Here is a 17980-nt window from a genome sequence, read left to right as displayed (position 1 = left end):
GTCAGGTTGATAGTGACCTATTTCAATTTATAAGCGAAGCGTTCGCGGAGCGTGGCGTTAGCCGTATCGCTCAAATTACTGAAGATGATGCCATGGGTTGGTTTGAACATTGTGGTTTATTCATATGAAAACTGCTGTAAGCAACGCCCAAAAAGATAGTCTTAAAGCATTGGGAGCAGTGGAATATTGAACATTAGAATCTATTTCAATATTTAGCATCTTCTGCTAAAATACAAATCAACCTATCATCATATAATTGCTGAGGAAATATGTCGGATGTCACCATCAAAGATTTAGAAATAGTACAAGCCCTATTCAACGAAGCTGGTTTAGATTATCAATTAGAATTAGAAGATGGAAAAATATCAATTATATCATGTCCGTTTATATCGTTTGTGTAAACCCAAGGGTGAATATCTACAGGAAATGATGGTTTTTTCTTGCGAGGGTAGCCTTCTTTCCTCTTCCCTCTTTCTTCTTCCTTCTTCCTTCTTCCTTCTTCCTTACCTTTGCTATACAAGACCGATGCTACCGGACATGATATTATGGGGCCGTCAGATATCGTTTCGAGCGAAGTAGGAGTTCGCTTAATTTCTTCTCTTTATGCTTGGATAAACCCCCGTCGTCTGGGGCGGGTATTCGACTATGCTGGTGGTTTTATCTTACCCGATAGCAATCTCAAAGCACCAGATGTTTCTTTTGTCAAAGCCGATCGCTTACCACGAAGCATCCGCTATTTTGCAGAAATGGTACCCGATCTAGCAGTGGAAATCAAGTCTCAAAGCGATAGAGTTGCCTCTCTGAAAAAGAAACTCCTAAAATATATTGAATTGGGGGTGCAAGTCGCAATATTAATCGATCCTGATGAAGAAACAGTAATAATTTATCGCCCCACAGGAGAACCCATTGAATTTACAGGGGATGATATATTGAGCATTCCCGAACTATTCCCTGGTTGGAAAATATCAATTTCCGAGCTTTGGCCGCCCGTCTTTGATGAGGAAGAATAGATTTCAGTTATCAGTTATCAGTTATCAGTTATCAGTAAAAAGAGACAATATCGCTCCTTTTTACTACATAGAATCATAGAATCTATGTAGTAAAAAGGAGCGATCGCTAGTTTCTACACAAAAATAGAAATCATCAACAACCTCAAACTATTTCGCCCTCGCCACATCCATAATATCATCCATCACGGAACCAGACTCCTCCATCTTGCCAATATCCAACAGAGTCTTCAACAATGAATCGGGATTTAAACTCAATGAGTCAATACCTTCTTCAACTAAGAACCTGGCAAACTCTGGATAATCACTTGGTGCTTGACCGCAAATACCAATCTTGCGGTCGTATTTCTTAGCTGCTTTAATGGCAATTTTCACCATCCGACGTACTGCTTCATTCCGTTCGTCAAAAATATGCGCCACTAATGCCGAATCTCGGTCTAAACCTAATGTTAACTGAGTCAAGTCATTTGAACCGATAGAAAAACCATCAAACACTTGAGCAAACTCATCAGCAAAAATCACATTACTGGGCAACTCGCACATCACATACACTTGCAACCCATTCTCGCCCCGTTTCAAACCGTTTTTCTCCATCTCCGCTAACACCTTACGACCTTCATCAGGAGTCCGACAGAAAGGAATCATTGGAATCACATTAGTCAATCCCATTTCATCCCGTACCCGCTTCAATGCTTTACACTCTAAAGCATAAGCATCGCGATATTTGGGATCGTAGTAACGAGACGCACCTCGCCAACCAATCATGGGGTTTTCTTCCCCAGGTTCAAATTGACGACCACCTAATAGGTTCGCATATTCATTACTCTTGAAATCGCTCATTCGCACCACTACAGGATTAGGATAAAAAGCAGCAGCGATCGTACCTACACCTTGCGCCAATTTATCCACAAAGAAATCAGGTTTATATTCGTACAATGCAGTCAAATTACCAATTTCCCGTTTCACTAACGGATCTTCCAACTCATCATAGTGAATTAAAGCTAATGGGTGAGCTTTAATATGATTGGCAATAATAAATTCCAACCGTGCTAACCCCACACCATCGCAAGGAATAGAAGACAGACCAAAAGCTTCCTCTGGGTTGCCAACGTTCATTAAAATCTTGGTGCGAGTCTTAGGCAAGTCACCCAACAAAGTTTCCTGTACCTCAAAAGGCACCATACCCTCATAAACCTTGCCCTCTTCACCCTCAGCACAAGAAACAGTTACTTCCTGACCAGTCATCAACACTTTAGTAGCATCACCACAACCAACTATTGCTGGAATACCCATCTCCCGCGCAATAATAGCAGCATGGCAAGTGCGTCCCCCTTGGTTGGTAACTATAGCGCTAGCCTTTTTCATAATAGGTTCCCAGTCTGGGTCGGTTTTGTTAGTCACCAAAACTTCCCCTGGCATGAACTCGTCAATTTTATGCACGTCAAGAATAACACGAGCTTCACCTTGCCCAATCATTTCTCCCACGGCGCGACCGCGAACTAATACATCACTGCTACCTTTAAGTTTGAAGTTACGGAGAATGCTGCCAGATTTTTGAGATTGTACTGTTTCTGGACGTGCTTGCACGATGAACAGTTCGCCAGTGAGACCATCTTTTGCCCATTCAATATCCATTGGGGTGTAATGGTCGCGCACTTCAGAATAATGTTCTTCAATAATACAGGCCCATTTTGCCAGTTGCAAGATTTCTTCGTCATTGATGCAATATTTTTCCCGTTCGGAAACTGGCACTGGCACGTTTTTGGTAAGTTTGGAACCGCCGATGTCATAAATCATCTTCAGTTCTTTTGTACCCAGGCGTTTTTCTAGTATGGGGCGGAAGTCTTCTTTAAGGGTGGGTTTGAAAACAAAGTATTCGTCTGGGTTGACTGCACCTTGCACTACGTTTTCACCTAAACCGTAAGCTGCTGTTACCAGGGCAGCATTTTTGAATCCGGTTTCGGTATCGATGGAAAACATGACACCGGAGGAGGCGAGGTCTGAACGTACCATTTTTTGCACGCCCACTGATAAAGCAATGTCGAAGTGGTCGAAACCTTTGATGGTGCGGTAGGAAATGGCGCGGTCTGTGAATATGGAGGCGAAACATTTATGGCAAGCTTCTAATACTGCTTCATCACCGTAAATGTTGAGGTAGGTTTCCTGTTGTCCGGCAAAACTCGCATCTGGTAGATCTTCAGCAGTTGCGCTGGAGCGTACTGCTACGTCAACTTCTTTGGTGTAGCGTTCGCACTCTTGTTTGGAGTTGCCTTCTAGTTTGTCACAATATTCAGCAGAAGTGCCGTAGCGGTCGCACATTTGGTGATATGCTGTGACGATGGCTGTTTCTAATTCTTCTGGAAATGGGGTGTCGAGGATGAGGGTGCGAGCTTGTTTGCCTCGTTGCCGTAAATTCCTGACATCTTCTACATCTAGGTCAGCAAATAGTTCTCGCAGTTTTTTCTCTAATCCAGCTTTTTGGATGAAATACCGATATGCGTAAGCAGTGGTGGCGAATCCATTGGGAACGTTTACACCTTTGGGAGTTAATTGCTGAATCATTTCTCCCAGGGATGCGTTTTTTCCTCCCACTAATGGAATATCTGCAATTCCTACTTCTTCAAACCATAGGACAAAAGCTGTTACATCTACTTTTTTTGGGCTTTTTTGACCTAATAGGTTCACCATAATTTTCTCCTCCAATGTTTTATTTATGCCGTGTTGCGAGGCAGGATTTATTTATTTAGTTTTGTTTCTTTTTTTTTCACAATGTTAAATATAATGATTGATTTGTGGGATGTTAAGAAAAACAAACTTATCGATCCCTAACTTTTAAACTCCATAATTAAGGTGGATTATTTCTACATAGATTCTAGTTTTTTAGCTAGAGGAGGATTTTTGACCTCCATCTACATCCTAATACTTTCTACTGTAATTGCAATATAGGGTCGGAAAAAATCTTTAGTTACAAAAAGTAAAAAATTTTGTTTTTTCAGTGGTAAAGGTTATTATTAAAGAAAAATAAAGTTTTAAGAGTTAGAAGAAAATGAAAGTTAAAAATAACAATGTTAAATCGGATGTTAAAATGAGGGATATATTGTGTTTAAACAACAATTGTCCAATTCAGTTTGTATTAAGAATATTGGGTAGTAAGTGGTCGGTATTGATTTTGCAACAGTTGTTGAGTGGCGATCGCCGGACTCACGAATTATTAGAAGCACTGCCAGGAATTAGCTCAAAAACACTGACGTTAAGACTCAGAGAGTTAGAAAAGTATGGTTTGTTAGCAAGGCAGGTATTTCCGGAAGTGCCTCCCCATGTTGAATATTCTTTGACGGATAAAGGGTTAGAAGTGCAACCAGTTATGATAGCTCTCCAGCGGTTAGGGGAGCAATGGTTAGGAGAAAAAAATAGTAGTTGTTCGATGGAGATGTGAGCAAGACTGAGATTTTGTGGGTGTGAGTTGAGTGTATAATTTAGTGGTGAGTAAAGTTATCAAAAATTTGTCAGTTTGTAGTATAATTTTAGCCCGCCAGGTAGATATTTCATGGGCTAGAGCAATACTACAAGCAAAAAGTTTTTGTTTAGCTGGCGCACAACTGCGTTAACGCTACGCAACAGGTCAAGCGCAGCATGATATCAAATCCAGTTAAACAGCCATAGAATGGTTAAGTTAGGAGGAGTCAACCCACCCCTAACCCCTCCCAGGAGGGGAAGTCAGGAGTCAGGAGTCAGGAGGAGAGAGAATTACAAAGATGAGCGTAGTTATGACTATTGGATAATTTTTTTATGTCCAATAAAACGGATTTGATATGACCTAAGTCCTGAGTCCAGAATTCTCCGAGAATGTCAATTAAATCGGTGCTATATCATTCGTATCTATGGCTGCTAAAACTGGATCTTGACTATCACGCTCGGCAGTTTCAATAGTCCTTGAACCTGTTGTGATATCATCCTCAATCATATTATTATCAGATGTAGTTAACTCTTGAACTTCAATTTCAGGGATAGAAGCTAACTCATTTCCAGCAAGTAGAAACTCATCTGTATCGTCTGAGGGTGAGTCAGACCCACCATTAAGTAGTTCGTCATCTGTTTCTGTAGATACTTCTTCACCAGTTAGAGTATCAGTTTTCTCTTCCTTGGGTTCGTTGGAAGCGATCGCTTCGTCCCCTGCCACAATTTCATCAACTTCAGAAGTAGTATCTTTCTGTTGCGCCACAATTTCATCAACTTCAGAAGTAGTATCTTTCTGTTGCGCCACAATTTCATCAACTTCAGAAGTAGTATCTTTCTGTTGCGCCACAATTTCATCAACTTCAGAAGTAGTATCTTTCTGTTGCGCCACAATTTCATCAACTTCAGAAGTAATATCCTCCTGTTGTGCCACAGTTTCATCAACTTCAGAAGTAATATCCTCCTGTTGCGCCACAGTTTCATCAACTTCAGAAGTAATATCCTCCTGTTGTGCCACAGTTTCATCAACTTCAGAAGTAATATCCTCCTGTTGCGCCACAGTTTCATCAACTTCTGTAGACTGAGTAACTTCTACTTCCTCCTCATTAGTTTCCAATTCTGCCTCATCGCTGCCACTAAAAGGGAAGAAATGAAAACCAGTTAACTCATCAACTTTCACACCCTCCACAAAAGCAAGTTGTTCCCCACTATCCAAAACACTAATCACAGTATTATCATTCGACTCTGTTTCCTCAGCTATTTCCAACTCCTCAAAAGTCAAATCTATTAACTCAAAGAAATCATCATCCACTTGGAAATTATAAATCGAATCATAACCTGCACCTTGCTGCAAGACAAATGTATCGCTACCACTGCCTCCATGTAACTCATCATCACCTTCCCCACCATCGAGAATATTATCACCCTCATTACCATGTAAGGAGTCGTTACCCTCACCACCTTCTAACAAGTCATTACCCGCACCAGCACTTAACTCATCATCGCCTTCACCACCAATAATGTAATCATCTCCTTCCTCACCTTCAATAACATCATCACCCTCTTCACCATCAAGCAAGTCGTTGCCTCCATTACCATTAATACTGTCGTTTCCTGTACCACCGTAAGCTTGGTCATCTCCTTCACCTGCTGTGATTTCATCATCTCCTTCACCACCTTCAATATAGTCGTGACCAACTCCAGCATCTAAAGTATCATCACCTTCATCACCATAAAGTTGGTCTTCGCCTTTTCCTGCTGTAAGTTCGTCATCTCCTTCACCACCTTCTAGGTTGTCATCACCATCTCCAGCATCTAAAGTATCATTACCTTCCTCTCCAGAAAGTAAGTCGTTTCCTGTACCTCCCTCTAGTTGGTCATCATCATCCCCTCCATAAAGGTTGTCGTTACCCTCTTCTCCAGAAAGGATGTCTTTGCCTTCTTGACCATATAGTTGGTCGTTTCCTTCACCACCGTCTAATTCGTCATCGCCCTCACCTCCTTCAAGATAGTCGTTACCGGTACCTCCTTTCAGGGTATCGTTACCTTCTTGACCGTAAAGTTGGTCTTCGTCTGCTCCACCGTCTAATTCGTCATCGCCCTCACCACCTTCGAGTAGGTCATCTCCTTCTTTACCTAATAATAAGTCTGCTTCTTCTCCTCCTTCGAGTATGTCTTCCCCTTCTCCTCCATCTAAATAATCTCGACCAGACTGACCTAACAGATGGTCGTCTCCTGCTTCACCTTTGAGTCGGTCGTCTCCTTCTCCTCCATCTAGGTAGTCTTCTCCTTCTCCTCCATCTAGGCGATCGCCTCCTTCTTCTCCATACATGAAGTCGTCGTCTGCTCCACCGTCGAGTATGTCTTGACCTGTTCCTCCTTCCAGGATGTCGTCTCCTTCCCGACCGTAAATGCGGTCGTTGTCTTCGTTGCCTAATAGTTTGTCGTTGCCTGCTCCTCCGTCTAGATAGTCGCGACCTGTGTTTCCTTTGATTTCGTCGTCTCCTTCTTCTCCGTAGAGGCGGTCTTTGCCTTCGTTACCTTCGAGTGTGTCGTTTCCTGCTTCTCCATTGAGGTAGTCGTCTCCTTCTTCTCCATAAAGGCGATCGTCGTTGCCTCCTCCCCAGAGGTTGTCGTTGCCTTCTCCTCCTTTGAGTAGGTCTTTGTCTATTTGCCCGAATAGTTCGTCGTTTCCTGCACCACCTTCGAGGGTATCTTTGTCAAAACCACCTTTGAGGAGGTCGTTGCCTTCTCCTCCAGAGAGGTTATCGTTTCCTTGGTTGCCGTAGATGCGGTCGTTACCTTCTCCTCCGTCTAGTTGGTCGTTGCCTGATCGTCCTTCTAATAGGTCGTCATCACTTCCTCCATTGAGGTTGTCTTGACCTCCCATTCCGTATAGTTGGTCGTCTCCTGCTTCTCCTTGGAGGTTGTCGTCTCCGTCTCCTCCGTCTAGTTGGTCGTTTCCGGTTCCACCTTTGAGGTTATCGTTACCTGTTTCTCCTTCTAGGTTGTCGTTGCCTTCTCCTCCGTCTAGTTGGTCGTCTCCTGTTCCACCTTTGAGGTTGTCGTTGCCTGCTCCTCCAGAAAGGGTGTCTTTACCTGTTTCTCCTTCTAGGTTGTCGTTGCCTTCTCCTCCGTCTAGTTGGTCGTGGTCTTTGCCGCCTTTGAGGAGGTCGTTACCTGCTTGACCTTCTAAGGTGTCGTTGCCGTCTTGACCGTAGAGGCGGTCTTCTCCTTCTCCTCCATCTATGAGGTCGTTTCCCCTTTTGGCTTTGAGTAGATCGTCTCCTCCTAAACCACTGAGGATATTGTTTTGTGCGTCGCCAATGAGTAGGTCTTCGTATTCTGAACCTTCGAGGTTTTCGATGTTGGTGAGGGTGTCTTTTTTGGCGTCTCCTGCCCAACCTTTACCGTCAAAGAGACTGACGTGAACTCGACTTTCGGAGGTGAAGTAGGAGGCGGTGTCGTTGTCGTTGCCTCCGTCTAGTTTGTCTGGGTCTTTGCCTCCCACAATGAAGTCGTTACCGTCTTCGCCTTTGATGTCGTCTGTTCCTGATTCGCCGAAGATGATGTCTTCTCCATCCCGTGCTTCTACAATGTCGTTACCTGTTCCGCTGTGGATGATGTTGTCTACTTCGTCTCCTGTAATGGTGTCGTTGAAGTCGGAACCGATGACGTTTTCTGTGTTTAATATTTGGTCTGTGCCTCCGAAGCCGTCGTTGGCTTGGTTTTCTTCAAGGTTGACGTTTACCTTGTCTGGGTCTCGGCGGTAGGAGGCGGTGTCGTTGTCGTTGCCTCCGTCTAGTTGGTCGTCTCCGGCGTTACCTACCATTATGTCATCACCTGCAAGACCTTCGATGCGGTTATCTTTTTCGTTGCCGATGAGAACGTCATTGAATTCTGAACCGATGATATTTTCGAGGTTTTTGAGAGTATCTATGGTGCCAAAACCGTCTTGAGCTGTGCCTTTTTCGATGGTAAAGTCTGGTTCGGTATCGGTGGGGATGGGTTTGTCGGTGACTATGGTTGTATGTTGATAGCCACCTGGGTTTTCGTAGTCTTGTTGTTCGTTGATATTGACTACTACTCCATTGGGTGAGTTGTCGTAACTGACTGTATCGTTGTCATCACCACCGTCGATGAGATCGTTACCTTGTTCTCCTTTGAGGAGGTCGTTGTCTGTTTGTCCGTAAAGTTCGTCGTCTCCTGCACCACCTTTGACGTCATCATCTCCTGCTTCGGCGGTGACTATGTTGGCGTCATCATCGCCTGTGATGTTATCGTTGAATTCTGAACCGACAACGTTTTCGATATTAAATATTTGGTCGGTGGCATCGAAGCCATCGGTAGCTGTGTTAGTGGCGAGGTTGACTTCTACTGCGTTGGGGTCGCGTAGGTAGCTGACTACATCTGTGCCTGCTCCACCGTCGAAGTTGTCGTTGCCTGCGTTGCCGATAACTAGGTCGTTGCCTGTTAAGGCGTTAATTTCGTTATCTTTTTCGTTGCCAATGAGAACATCGTCTGATTCTGAACCGATGATATTTTCTAGGTTGGTAAGGATGTCTGTTGTGCCAAAGCCGTCAGATGCTGTGCCTGCTTCAATGGTGAAGTTGGGTTCTAAGTCTATGGGGTTGGCATCGGAGGTGTCGTTGCTGTAGGTGTTTGTTTCATCGATATTTACGACTACGGCGTTGGGGGAGTTGTCGTAGTTGACTGTATCAATATCATTGCCACCATCAATAATGTCGTTACCTTGTTCTCCTGTGAGGAGGTCGTTACCAGTTTGGCCGTTCAGGTTGTCATCTCCTGCACCACCTTTAACGTTGTCTGCACCAGTGCCTGCGGTGACAATATTTGCTTCTTCATCCCCTGTAATGTTATCGTCGAATTCTGAACCGACAACGTTTTCGATGTTAAATATTTGGTCTGTGTTGCCGAAGCCATCGGTAGCTGTATTGGTTGCGAGGTTGACTTCTACTGCATTGGGGTCGCGTCGATAGCTGACTGCATCGTTGCCTTCTCCACCATCGAGGTTATCATTGCCTGCGTTACCAATAACAACGTCATTGCCTGAGTTGCCGTCAATGTCGTTATCTTTTTCGTTACCAATGAGAATGTCATCAAAACCTGAACCAATAATATTTTCTAGATTTCCAGAAACATCAATAGTTTCCTCAATGACTGTATTTATTGTTTCATCATAGGTTGCTCTAGTAGCAGTAAAATTAAAGCTATCTTCAGTACCAAACCCATCTTGAGCTGTGGCTGCGTCGATATTAAAGTTGCCTTCTAAGTCATCTATTGGGCCTGAGTTTTGATAACCTTGTGTCTCATCAATATTAACAACAACTGCATCGGGAGAGCTTTCATAACTTACAACATCAACATCTTCACCGCCACTAATTCTATCGTTACCCGCTTCTCCCTTGAGCAGGTCGTTGCCAGCATCTCCTAATATTTCATCATCACCCGTACCGCCGTCTAGTTCATCCTCTCCTGTACCCCCACTAATATTGTCGTTACCAGCACCACCATAAACTTGATCGTCACCCTCATCACCGAGAATAATATCGTTGCCAGCTTGGGAGTCATTGCTGTCTCCATAAAGTTCGTCATTGTCAGCACCACCATCTATAAAGTCGTCTCCAGCGCCGCCATCAATATTATCTATTCCTGCTTGACCAGACAGTTCATCATCCCCTTCACCGCCAGAAACATTATCGTTACCCTCTCCAGCATTAACAACATCTTGACCACTACCACCAGAGAGATTATCGTTTCCAGCTCGACCTAATATTCTGTCATCTCCACTATCTCCGTTGATGACATCATCTGCTTCACCACCAGATAAAACATCATCTCCTTCACCACCAGAAAATTCTACGGATATGGCAATATTTTCAACATCAATTTTGTCATCAAGTTTGCCACCATTAGCCTGAATATTATTCACTTCAGTGTAATCTTGAGAATAGCCAATAGCATTAACAGTTATTGTGTCATTGTTTGGATTCCCTGAACCCTTGAGAATAAATATCTCACCATCGTCAGTGGTATTGATAAATAACCGTAATTCCGCCCGTGGCCCCATATTTAATTCTAGAGTGCCACCACTAAAGGTTTCAGGACCTTCATTGGCTAATATGGGCTCGTGGTCAGGACAAGTTTCAATGCCAAATTCGGCTAGGGTAGTTCTGGCAAAATCTCCTTCCCATTTCTTACCAAAGGGAGGCCAGCCAACTCGAGCGTAATATCCGAGAAACGCATCTAATTGACCACCTATATCAAATAAGCAACCTGGGTGGGAGTCAAAAATAGCTTTGAATTCAGAGCCACGAATTTTACCGTCACTTATTCCTAAATCGTCACCAGATTCTCCTAAGTCTTCTAAGTCAACACTGATAGTTGCTTCAATACCACCGTTAACTTCGGCTTTGGCAATAACGACATCCAGACCTACTCCTGCTTTGAGCAGACCGCTGACTTCTAATTCTGGTAAATCTTCTGTGCCATTTCGATTATCACTAAAGAAAAAGCCATCAAAAATTTTCTCTATTTCATCAGATTCATATCCAGTGTCAGCCCACTGTTTTATTCCTTCAGAATCATATCCAAATCCTAGATTTAGTTTTGCTCCTATTTCACCTCCAAAAGATACGGCAATCGGACCTACAATAGGAAACGAACCGTCTATACCAAAGGAGAAATCAAATTCGGGAACTTTAAATTCAAAAAAGTCTACATTTTGCCCAGTCAATAATCCAATTGCTGAAGTGGGATTATCTAAAATTGGGAATGACAGAAATTTATCAATAGAGTCTTTGTTACTGAAGAATTCTGTTTGAGCTTGAAATTGACCAGAGCTTCCTGGATTTTTTTCTTCTAGTTGAGCTAGGGTTGCGTTAAATTCTTGTTCTAGCTCTGCGAGAGATTTCTTCGGTGCTGAAAGGGTTGCCTCTGCAATAGAAGTACCGGAAGTTATATCAAAGTCACCTAGACTAACATCACCAATATTAATTCCTACTTCGCCTGCATCTTTATCAGCTATATTAGACAATACGTTAATAAAATTAATAGCATCCAATGCCAAAGTAACATTTTTAATAGTTGGGTCATTAGAAAATTGATTAGCTAAACCGAGTAAGTTATGCTCATCACCTCCTAAGTTTAATGGTTTTAAAATGTCTATTGGTTCTTTGAGAAAATTTGTGGCTGCTTGAATGGGTTCAGTAATTACTTGAATTGGTTCAACAATTGGTTTGACAAAATCGCTGAGAAAGGAACCTAAAAATATATTTGTGTCATCAAAACTAACTTGAGGAATGGCATTATTTTCAGCAAAATTCCAACTAATATTCAAATCTGTACCAACTTTTGGTAGTGCTGCTGAGTCGCCAAGTTTTGAGACGATATTTAATTTTATATCAGCAGAAGCATTTGGTTCAGCATTAATATTAAATAAAGTTCCGCCTATTTCAGATAATGTTAATTTACCGTCTGAATTTGGGTCTGTTACATCTACAGAATAATCTGCATTTAGCTGACTTCCTTTATCTGTAATATCAACTAACAAAAATCCCATTTCACCTTCTGCTTTTAAGCCTGGTAATGAAGCATTCAGACCAATATCTAATTCTTTATCTGGAGAAGTATCCAGGAATAACCCATCATCTGATGTATAACCAAAACCTAAATTAAAGTCAATGCCTAAATCTACTTTTGCTTTCCCATCAGTTATTAATCCTAACCCTGGCAAACCAATGTCAGAAGCTAAGGAAGTTTCTAAAGATTTCTCTTGATTAAAATCAATATTAAAAGTGAAACCATTGGCAATATTACCAATATTAATGTCTTGTCCTAATAAGTCTTCTAGCCCTTCTTCAATTAATTGTTTTGGTTGTTCTAATACGTTGCTTAATAACCCTGCTAATGGGTCAACTAATTTGGTTTCTAGTTCTGAGAGAATATCTTCTAGCAAATTTTCTCCAGCTACACCTAGTTGATTAATTCCATCTTCTATTGCGTCTTGAAGTACCTCTGTAATTTCTGCTCCACTGGGTGGATCTAGTAGTGCATTCAGAATATTTTTGGGAATAGATTCCGGGATGTCTTCAATCTTATTTATACTAGGAATTGCATCAAGGAAAGCTTCACGAATTATATTCAGAGGTTCATCCAAAACTTCAGCCAATAACCCACTAAACTGACTTCGTAATTCTTGGCTAAATTCAGTTATTGCTATTTCTAATACTGCATCAACTGTGGGAATTTCTCCTTTAAATATTTCCGGATTTAAAGATGTTAAAAATTCTGAAATAGCTGTAGCTAGTACATCAGAAACAGCTTTATCGCTGTTAATTTCAGACTTCAATTTAGGAATTATTTCGTCTTCAAATTTTTCAGGAATGGCTGTAATATCTATCCCTGATTTCAGCACATCAAGCTGCTTTAGTGCATCAAACAGAACTTGTTTTACTTGGTCTGAAGATAAATTTACTAAGTCTTCTAACTGTTCTAATTGAGCTAAAATATCGTTGTTGAGGTCATTGAGAAATTTGGCTGCTTGGTCTGTAGATTTTTGCAATTCGTCGCCCAGTAGAGGCAATTTTGTAAATATTTGATTGTCAATTGCTGCTTGAATAACTGTTAAATATTCTTTTAAACCACTGGTTACTCCTTCTACTACCGTTTTAGCATCTTTAAGACCATCTAGAATGTCATTTATTGCCCCACTAACTGTGTCGAGAAGTTCCTTTACATTCTGTTCAATTTGGATTTGCTGTCCATCTATATTAACAAGTGCAGTATCATCCTCTGTTTTTAATGCTTGTAATTCTTGTTCGTTTAATTCTACACCTTGCACTAACTGAGCAAAAATATCTCCTTCATCTCCAGAAGTATCAACCTGATTAATTTCATAATCCACAAAATGCCCAACTTCTTCTAATAAAAGATTGGCGATCGCCTCCCCATTTCCCACATTCTGACTAATATATTCTGCTGCTAAATAAATAGTGTTATTCGCTCCGGCAAAAGCACCATTCGCTCCATTAATCTCTGCTGCGGAGCGAATATCAATTTTTGGCAACCATTCTAAATTTTCTCCTTCCCATTTCCTTCGCAAATCTTCTACTTTTTCTCGCTCAAATTGATTACCAAAAGCTACTTCAAATATTGGTAATAAACTGCCATCTGTAGCAATTACTTTCAAGCTTTCTTCTAAACTTAATAATCCTAAATTCAAAGCAGACATTTCAGACTCATCTAAAAGCTGAGTCCCTATTATTATATTATTCATGTTATTCTCCTTAGCCCTGCATCCAGAGCCGCTAGTTCTAAGGAGTCACCCTAATTATTTGTTTAGTACCAAATACAATTTATTACTCAACTACTAGCCTATGCTAAATCATCTCACCTAAAATTCGGTACTTTTTTAGGTAGCTCCCTGATTTTTACTGATAAATGTTATTTTTAGATTAGCATTATTTATCCGTATTGTTGCTATTATTATTTTAATTTTTATATAGTTTTATATAGAAAATTCTGATTTTTTGTAATAATTAGTTACTAACTGTTACTAATTATTAGTCAATAATTATTTATACAGATATTTTATATCAAATCCGCTCGGGTTCGGTATAAAAAAAAATTTCATCTTCATCCAAGAGCAAATGTTTCGCGCATTCTCTTCCCTCCTGACTCGGTCCTCCTGACTCGGTCCTCCTAGATTAACTATCTAATTACACCGATGCTACCGGATTTGATATTAGATAGTTTGTGTCATTTCAGTTAGCCTCCTCTGGAGGAACTGCGTTTTTTATGTAGCGTAGCAAAACAGTGATCAATTAACGAACAAAAGTCAAACTTCTAGTATTCAGAAAAAGAAAGAAGGGACAAAAAAAAATCAAACTCTACAATACAAATATTTAAAGATATACAACTCAGAGATTGAATGTATCAGGAAATAGGGTAGTAAGAATAAGACACAACTATACTGTCTATTTTTCAACATAACCGATCAGTCTGAATACCTATAAACTACTCTCTCATACTTATTTCTATCCCTGGACTCCTTCCCATTTTTATCTGAATGTAGATCCATAATCTCTTAATAATTAATTTGACAAATAGTCTCTCAAATTATCCGATACCAACTCTACAGCAAAACTTATCGATATTTAAATTGTTCTGACAAAAAAGCTTTCTAGTTTTTAAGGATATAAAAAAATGATGGTTTAACCTTCCGGAGTTACAACAATAATTGAGAATGTTAGTATTGTATAAATCGAAAAAAGGTTCTTGAATAGCCTCAAACAAATAATGTTTCGGTAAATCGAAATAAATTCACTTGAGATAAAGCAGGTCAAAAAGAAACTTTTTACTGATAATATTGTCTAGATACACAGTAGATGAATGTGTAATCCGGTCAGCTTACCCATATTCATCGTTGGTACATTGTTGCCCAATTACTGCCATTGCAGATTTTCTAAATTGGCCATTCAACCGAATCAATACTTAAATCTATATTTTAGTGCTGATGATCAAATTATCCGGAAAGTACTCCTGAATTAGTTAATAGGTGGTTGAAGAGGAGATTTAAAGAGCAGGCCTCAGAAATCTGAGACTAACATAGATGAAGAGGCAAAAAAAATGAGTGTTATCTATTAGTAACTTAGACTGCTTAGTTACTAATAGATAACACTTCAACTAGACGTGCAAATTGCTAGTTCTGATAATCATAACCAGCACTACTTTGAGCTTTTTTATACCAACACCTTAAGGTTGCTACATCAGGGAAACCCAACACTCCTGCACAGAGAAAGTTTCCCAAATCTAAAATCCAAAATGGTAGAACACCAAATCCACAGTCGTCATTTCTTTCCCATTTATTCATAATCAAAAGCAAAGATCGGGAGTTTTGGCGGAGTAAATTCAGCAGAAGGATAAAAAATAAGTGACACAGGAATTTCATATTTCAATTACTCCCCTGGGAGAAGACGAATACTTTGTTCGGACAGAAAAAGTACCTATTGGTGGGTTAGTGGCTGAAGAAATTGTCGAATGGCCTATAGAACAATGGTTAGCCCAAGCACGTCACCTATTTCGCGATCCATTACTCGATCTCCTAGAAGGAAAGTCCAACACTCAGGTAGTTATCCCTAGTCAGGTTGTGGCCAGGTCTGGGGAAGTGGTAAGTCCAAATTTAGTAGCATTAGGCCAAGAAATGTATCAAGAGCTATTCAAAGACACCCTGAGAGATAGCTGGAGTTGCGCTCAAGGAATAGCTCATAATCGAGGAGAGGTATTACAGTTACGTCTGGGGACTAAAGACAGACGTATATCCAGTTTGCCTTGGGAGGTACTCCATGCAGGCGATCGCCCCCTTGCTACTGGTACTGATGTAATGTTCTCTCGCTATCAACCTAATACTTGCTTACCTAAACAAACCCGGACACGAACTCCAGAAGAACCATTAAAAATCTTAATGGCGATCGCTGCTCCTAGCGATAAAGATAGTCTGCAACTAGAAAAAGAATATGAGGCGTTGCAACAAGAACTACAAAGAAATAGTGGAGAAATTCAAATCCACCTGGATATTCTCAGGCAACCTGGACGAGAACAACTTACTCAACGTTTAGAGCAAGGTAAATATCAGGTTTTCCACTATGCAGGTCATAGCAACTGGGGTATTTCTGGTGGTGAAATATCTCTAGTCAGCAATATAACAGGGTTAACAGAAAGTCTCAGTGGTCGAGACTTAGCAGGGTTGTTAGTTAATAATGGTATTCAGATGGCGGTTTTCAATTCATGTCGAGGCGCTTACAACCACTTAGTTAACCCCACTGATGATGAAGTAACTCTCAACTTAGCAGAAGCGCTAGTTAAACGTGGTATTCCGGGAGTGCTAGCAATGGCAGAACGCATTCCAGATGAGGTTTCCCTAAGTTTGACACGACTTTTTTATCGAAATCTCAATCAAGGTTATCCAATAGACTTAAGTTTGAGTCGGGCACGACAAGGATTGATTTCTGCTTACGGTTCACATGAACTTTATTGGGCATTACCTGTTGTCTACCTACATTCAGAGTTTGATGGTTGTCTGATTCAAAAAACCAGCAACTTGACCAATAAAATTGTTGAACCTTTTGAGGAATTTGTTGAAGAAAAAATTGCATCACCAGAGTCGCCAGAAGATTCAACTGGTGTAAAACCAAATATCGATTTAGAGAATATGGAGGAATTTCCTAGTGAACCTCAAACAGATAATCTTAATTGGCAGAATACCAATAATCAAGCTCAAGTAAAGACTCTCCAAGAGTTATTGCAAGAAAGAGAAATAAGAGAACAACTCAGTAATCAAAGCTATGAAAAACAAGAAGAAATAGTAACACAAGTTCAGTCAGTATTAACTACACAAAATATTCATAAAAAGTCTCATAATTTTTCCTGGAAAAAAATATTAGTATCTGCAGCATCATTAGTAATGTTAACTTTTGGTACTAATACAATTACTTTCAATAGACTGTCACAAGTGAATTCTCAATTGCTTCCTAAAGCCCCAGACCCAGGGATTAATTATGACTATAATAGGGTTCGACTTGTTAATGTTAATGAAAAAAATAGTAGCATCCAAGAAGCACAGATACTGGCAATTAGACAGTTTAAGCAAAATGATATTCTGGCTGGCAAAATGGTTGTAGAAATATTACTAGAAAGAGGAGAATTAGCAAAAGCAGGAGAAGCGATCGCTGCTGTGCCTACTCAACTCAACGACCATCCAGAAATTAATTTTCTTAAAGGTCGATTAGTTTGGGAAATCTTCCAAGATGGAAATCAAAATAACCTGATAGATGAAGCTATAAGTTATTGGGAAAAGGCTGCTGACAAAAGTCCAGAAAAAATTCAATATCAAAATGCTTTAGGCTTTGCTTATTACACTAAAGGAGATATGGAAAAAGCTTATGGAGCTTGGTTAAAAGTATTGCATTTGTCAGGAGAAATTACTCCAGAAATGGAAAAAGTTCGTCCTGTTTATAATAATGACCGAAGATATTTATCTGTCAAGAAAAGAGAAGCTATGAATGCTTATGCTGGTCTGGGATTAATCATGCTAAAATCAGCTCAAAATTTACAAAAAACTCCTGATCGAGCTTTAAAATATGTTAGTAAAGTTATGAGAGAAGCTGGCAAAGAGTTTCATATCCAACAATTGCAAAAAAGTTGGTTGTGGTCTCCCATGGCTCGTCAAGATTGGGGTTTATTATTGAGACTTCGATATCACAAACAGCCAGTTCAACAGAATAAGCAGTTTGAAGATATTGCTTAGTAGTAGATTAAAATTAGATATACTAACGGTTTATTTTTAAATTGGCTAATGACTAATTTAAAAAAGAGTCGGAATACAAGAGTGAGCAGCTGGAAAAATAATAAAGGAGGAGGTAGGAGAAAGGGAGAATTCAAATTTCTATCCACTCCTTGCTTCTCTACTTGAAAACTTCTTTAGGCATTCTCAAAAA

General features: G+C 40.4%; 8 protein-coding genes. 4 read left to right on the top strand and 4 right to left on the bottom strand.

The window, feature by feature from the left end:
• Positions 1-337 precede the first annotated feature (337 nt).
• Complete coding sequence (locus F6K06_RS13770) at positions 338-520, bottom strand: hypothetical protein (RefSeq protein WP_287241616.1); 183 nt, start codon at positions 518-520, stop codon at positions 338-340.
• Positions 521-545: 25 nt separating this feature from the next.
• On the opposite strand from F6K06_RS13770, the gene F6K06_RS13765 reads away from it, so the two are divergent.
• The gene (locus tag F6K06_RS13765; protein ID WP_287309013.1) at positions 546-1010 is read left to right on the top strand and encodes a Uma2 family endonuclease; all 465 of its coding nucleotides are present in this window, start codon (positions 546-548) and stop codon (positions 1008-1010) included.
• 147 nt (positions 1011-1157) lie between these two features.
• Here F6K06_RS13765 and ppsA read toward each other — a convergent pair whose 3' ends face one another.
• Complete coding sequence (ppsA, locus tag F6K06_RS13760; RefSeq protein ID WP_287241613.1) at positions 1158-3695, bottom strand: phosphoenolpyruvate synthase; 2538 nt, start codon at positions 3693-3695, stop codon at positions 1158-1160.
• Between the two features lie 358 nt (positions 3696-4053).
• On the opposite strand from ppsA, the gene F6K06_RS13755 reads away from it, so the two are divergent.
• A complete protein-coding gene (locus tag F6K06_RS13755; RefSeq protein WP_124144794.1) occupies positions 4054-4443 on the top strand; it encodes a helix-turn-helix domain-containing protein in 390 nt (129 codons plus the stop codon).
• A 228-nt stretch (positions 4444-4671) separates the two neighbouring features.
• The gene (locus F6K06_RS13750) at positions 4672-4818 is read left to right on the top strand and encodes a hypothetical protein (RefSeq protein ID WP_287241611.1); all 147 of its coding nucleotides are present in this window, start codon (positions 4672-4674) and stop codon (positions 4816-4818) included.
• Positions 4819-4860: 42 nt separating this feature from the next.
• Here F6K06_RS13750 and F6K06_RS13745 read toward each other — a convergent pair whose 3' ends face one another.
• Positions 4861-13761: a hypothetical protein gene (locus F6K06_RS13745; RefSeq protein ID WP_287323254.1), complete on the bottom strand. Its 8901-nt coding sequence runs from the start codon at positions 13759-13761 to the stop codon at positions 4861-4863.
• 1425 nt (positions 13762-15186) lie between these two features.
• Positions 15187-15357: a hypothetical protein gene (locus F6K06_RS13740; RefSeq protein WP_161564502.1), complete on the bottom strand. Its 171-nt coding sequence runs from the start codon at positions 15355-15357 to the stop codon at positions 15187-15189.
• Between the two features lie 60 nt (positions 15358-15417).
• Here F6K06_RS13740 and F6K06_RS13735 point away from each other — a divergent pair, with 60 nt between their 5' ends.
• Complete coding sequence (locus F6K06_RS13735) at positions 15418-17790, top strand: CHAT domain-containing protein (RefSeq protein ID WP_124144793.1); 2373 nt, start codon at positions 15418-15420, stop codon at positions 17788-17790.
• Positions 17791-17980: the final 190 nt, after the last annotated feature.

This window comes from Okeania sp. SIO1H4 (assembly GCF_010672695.1).
Taxonomy (GTDB): domain Bacteria; phylum Cyanobacteriota; class Cyanobacteriia; order Cyanobacteriales; family Microcoleaceae; genus Okeania; species Okeania hirsuta.
Note: the sequence above shows the minus strand (reverse complement) of the source record. Positions and strands in the feature narration are given on the sequence as shown.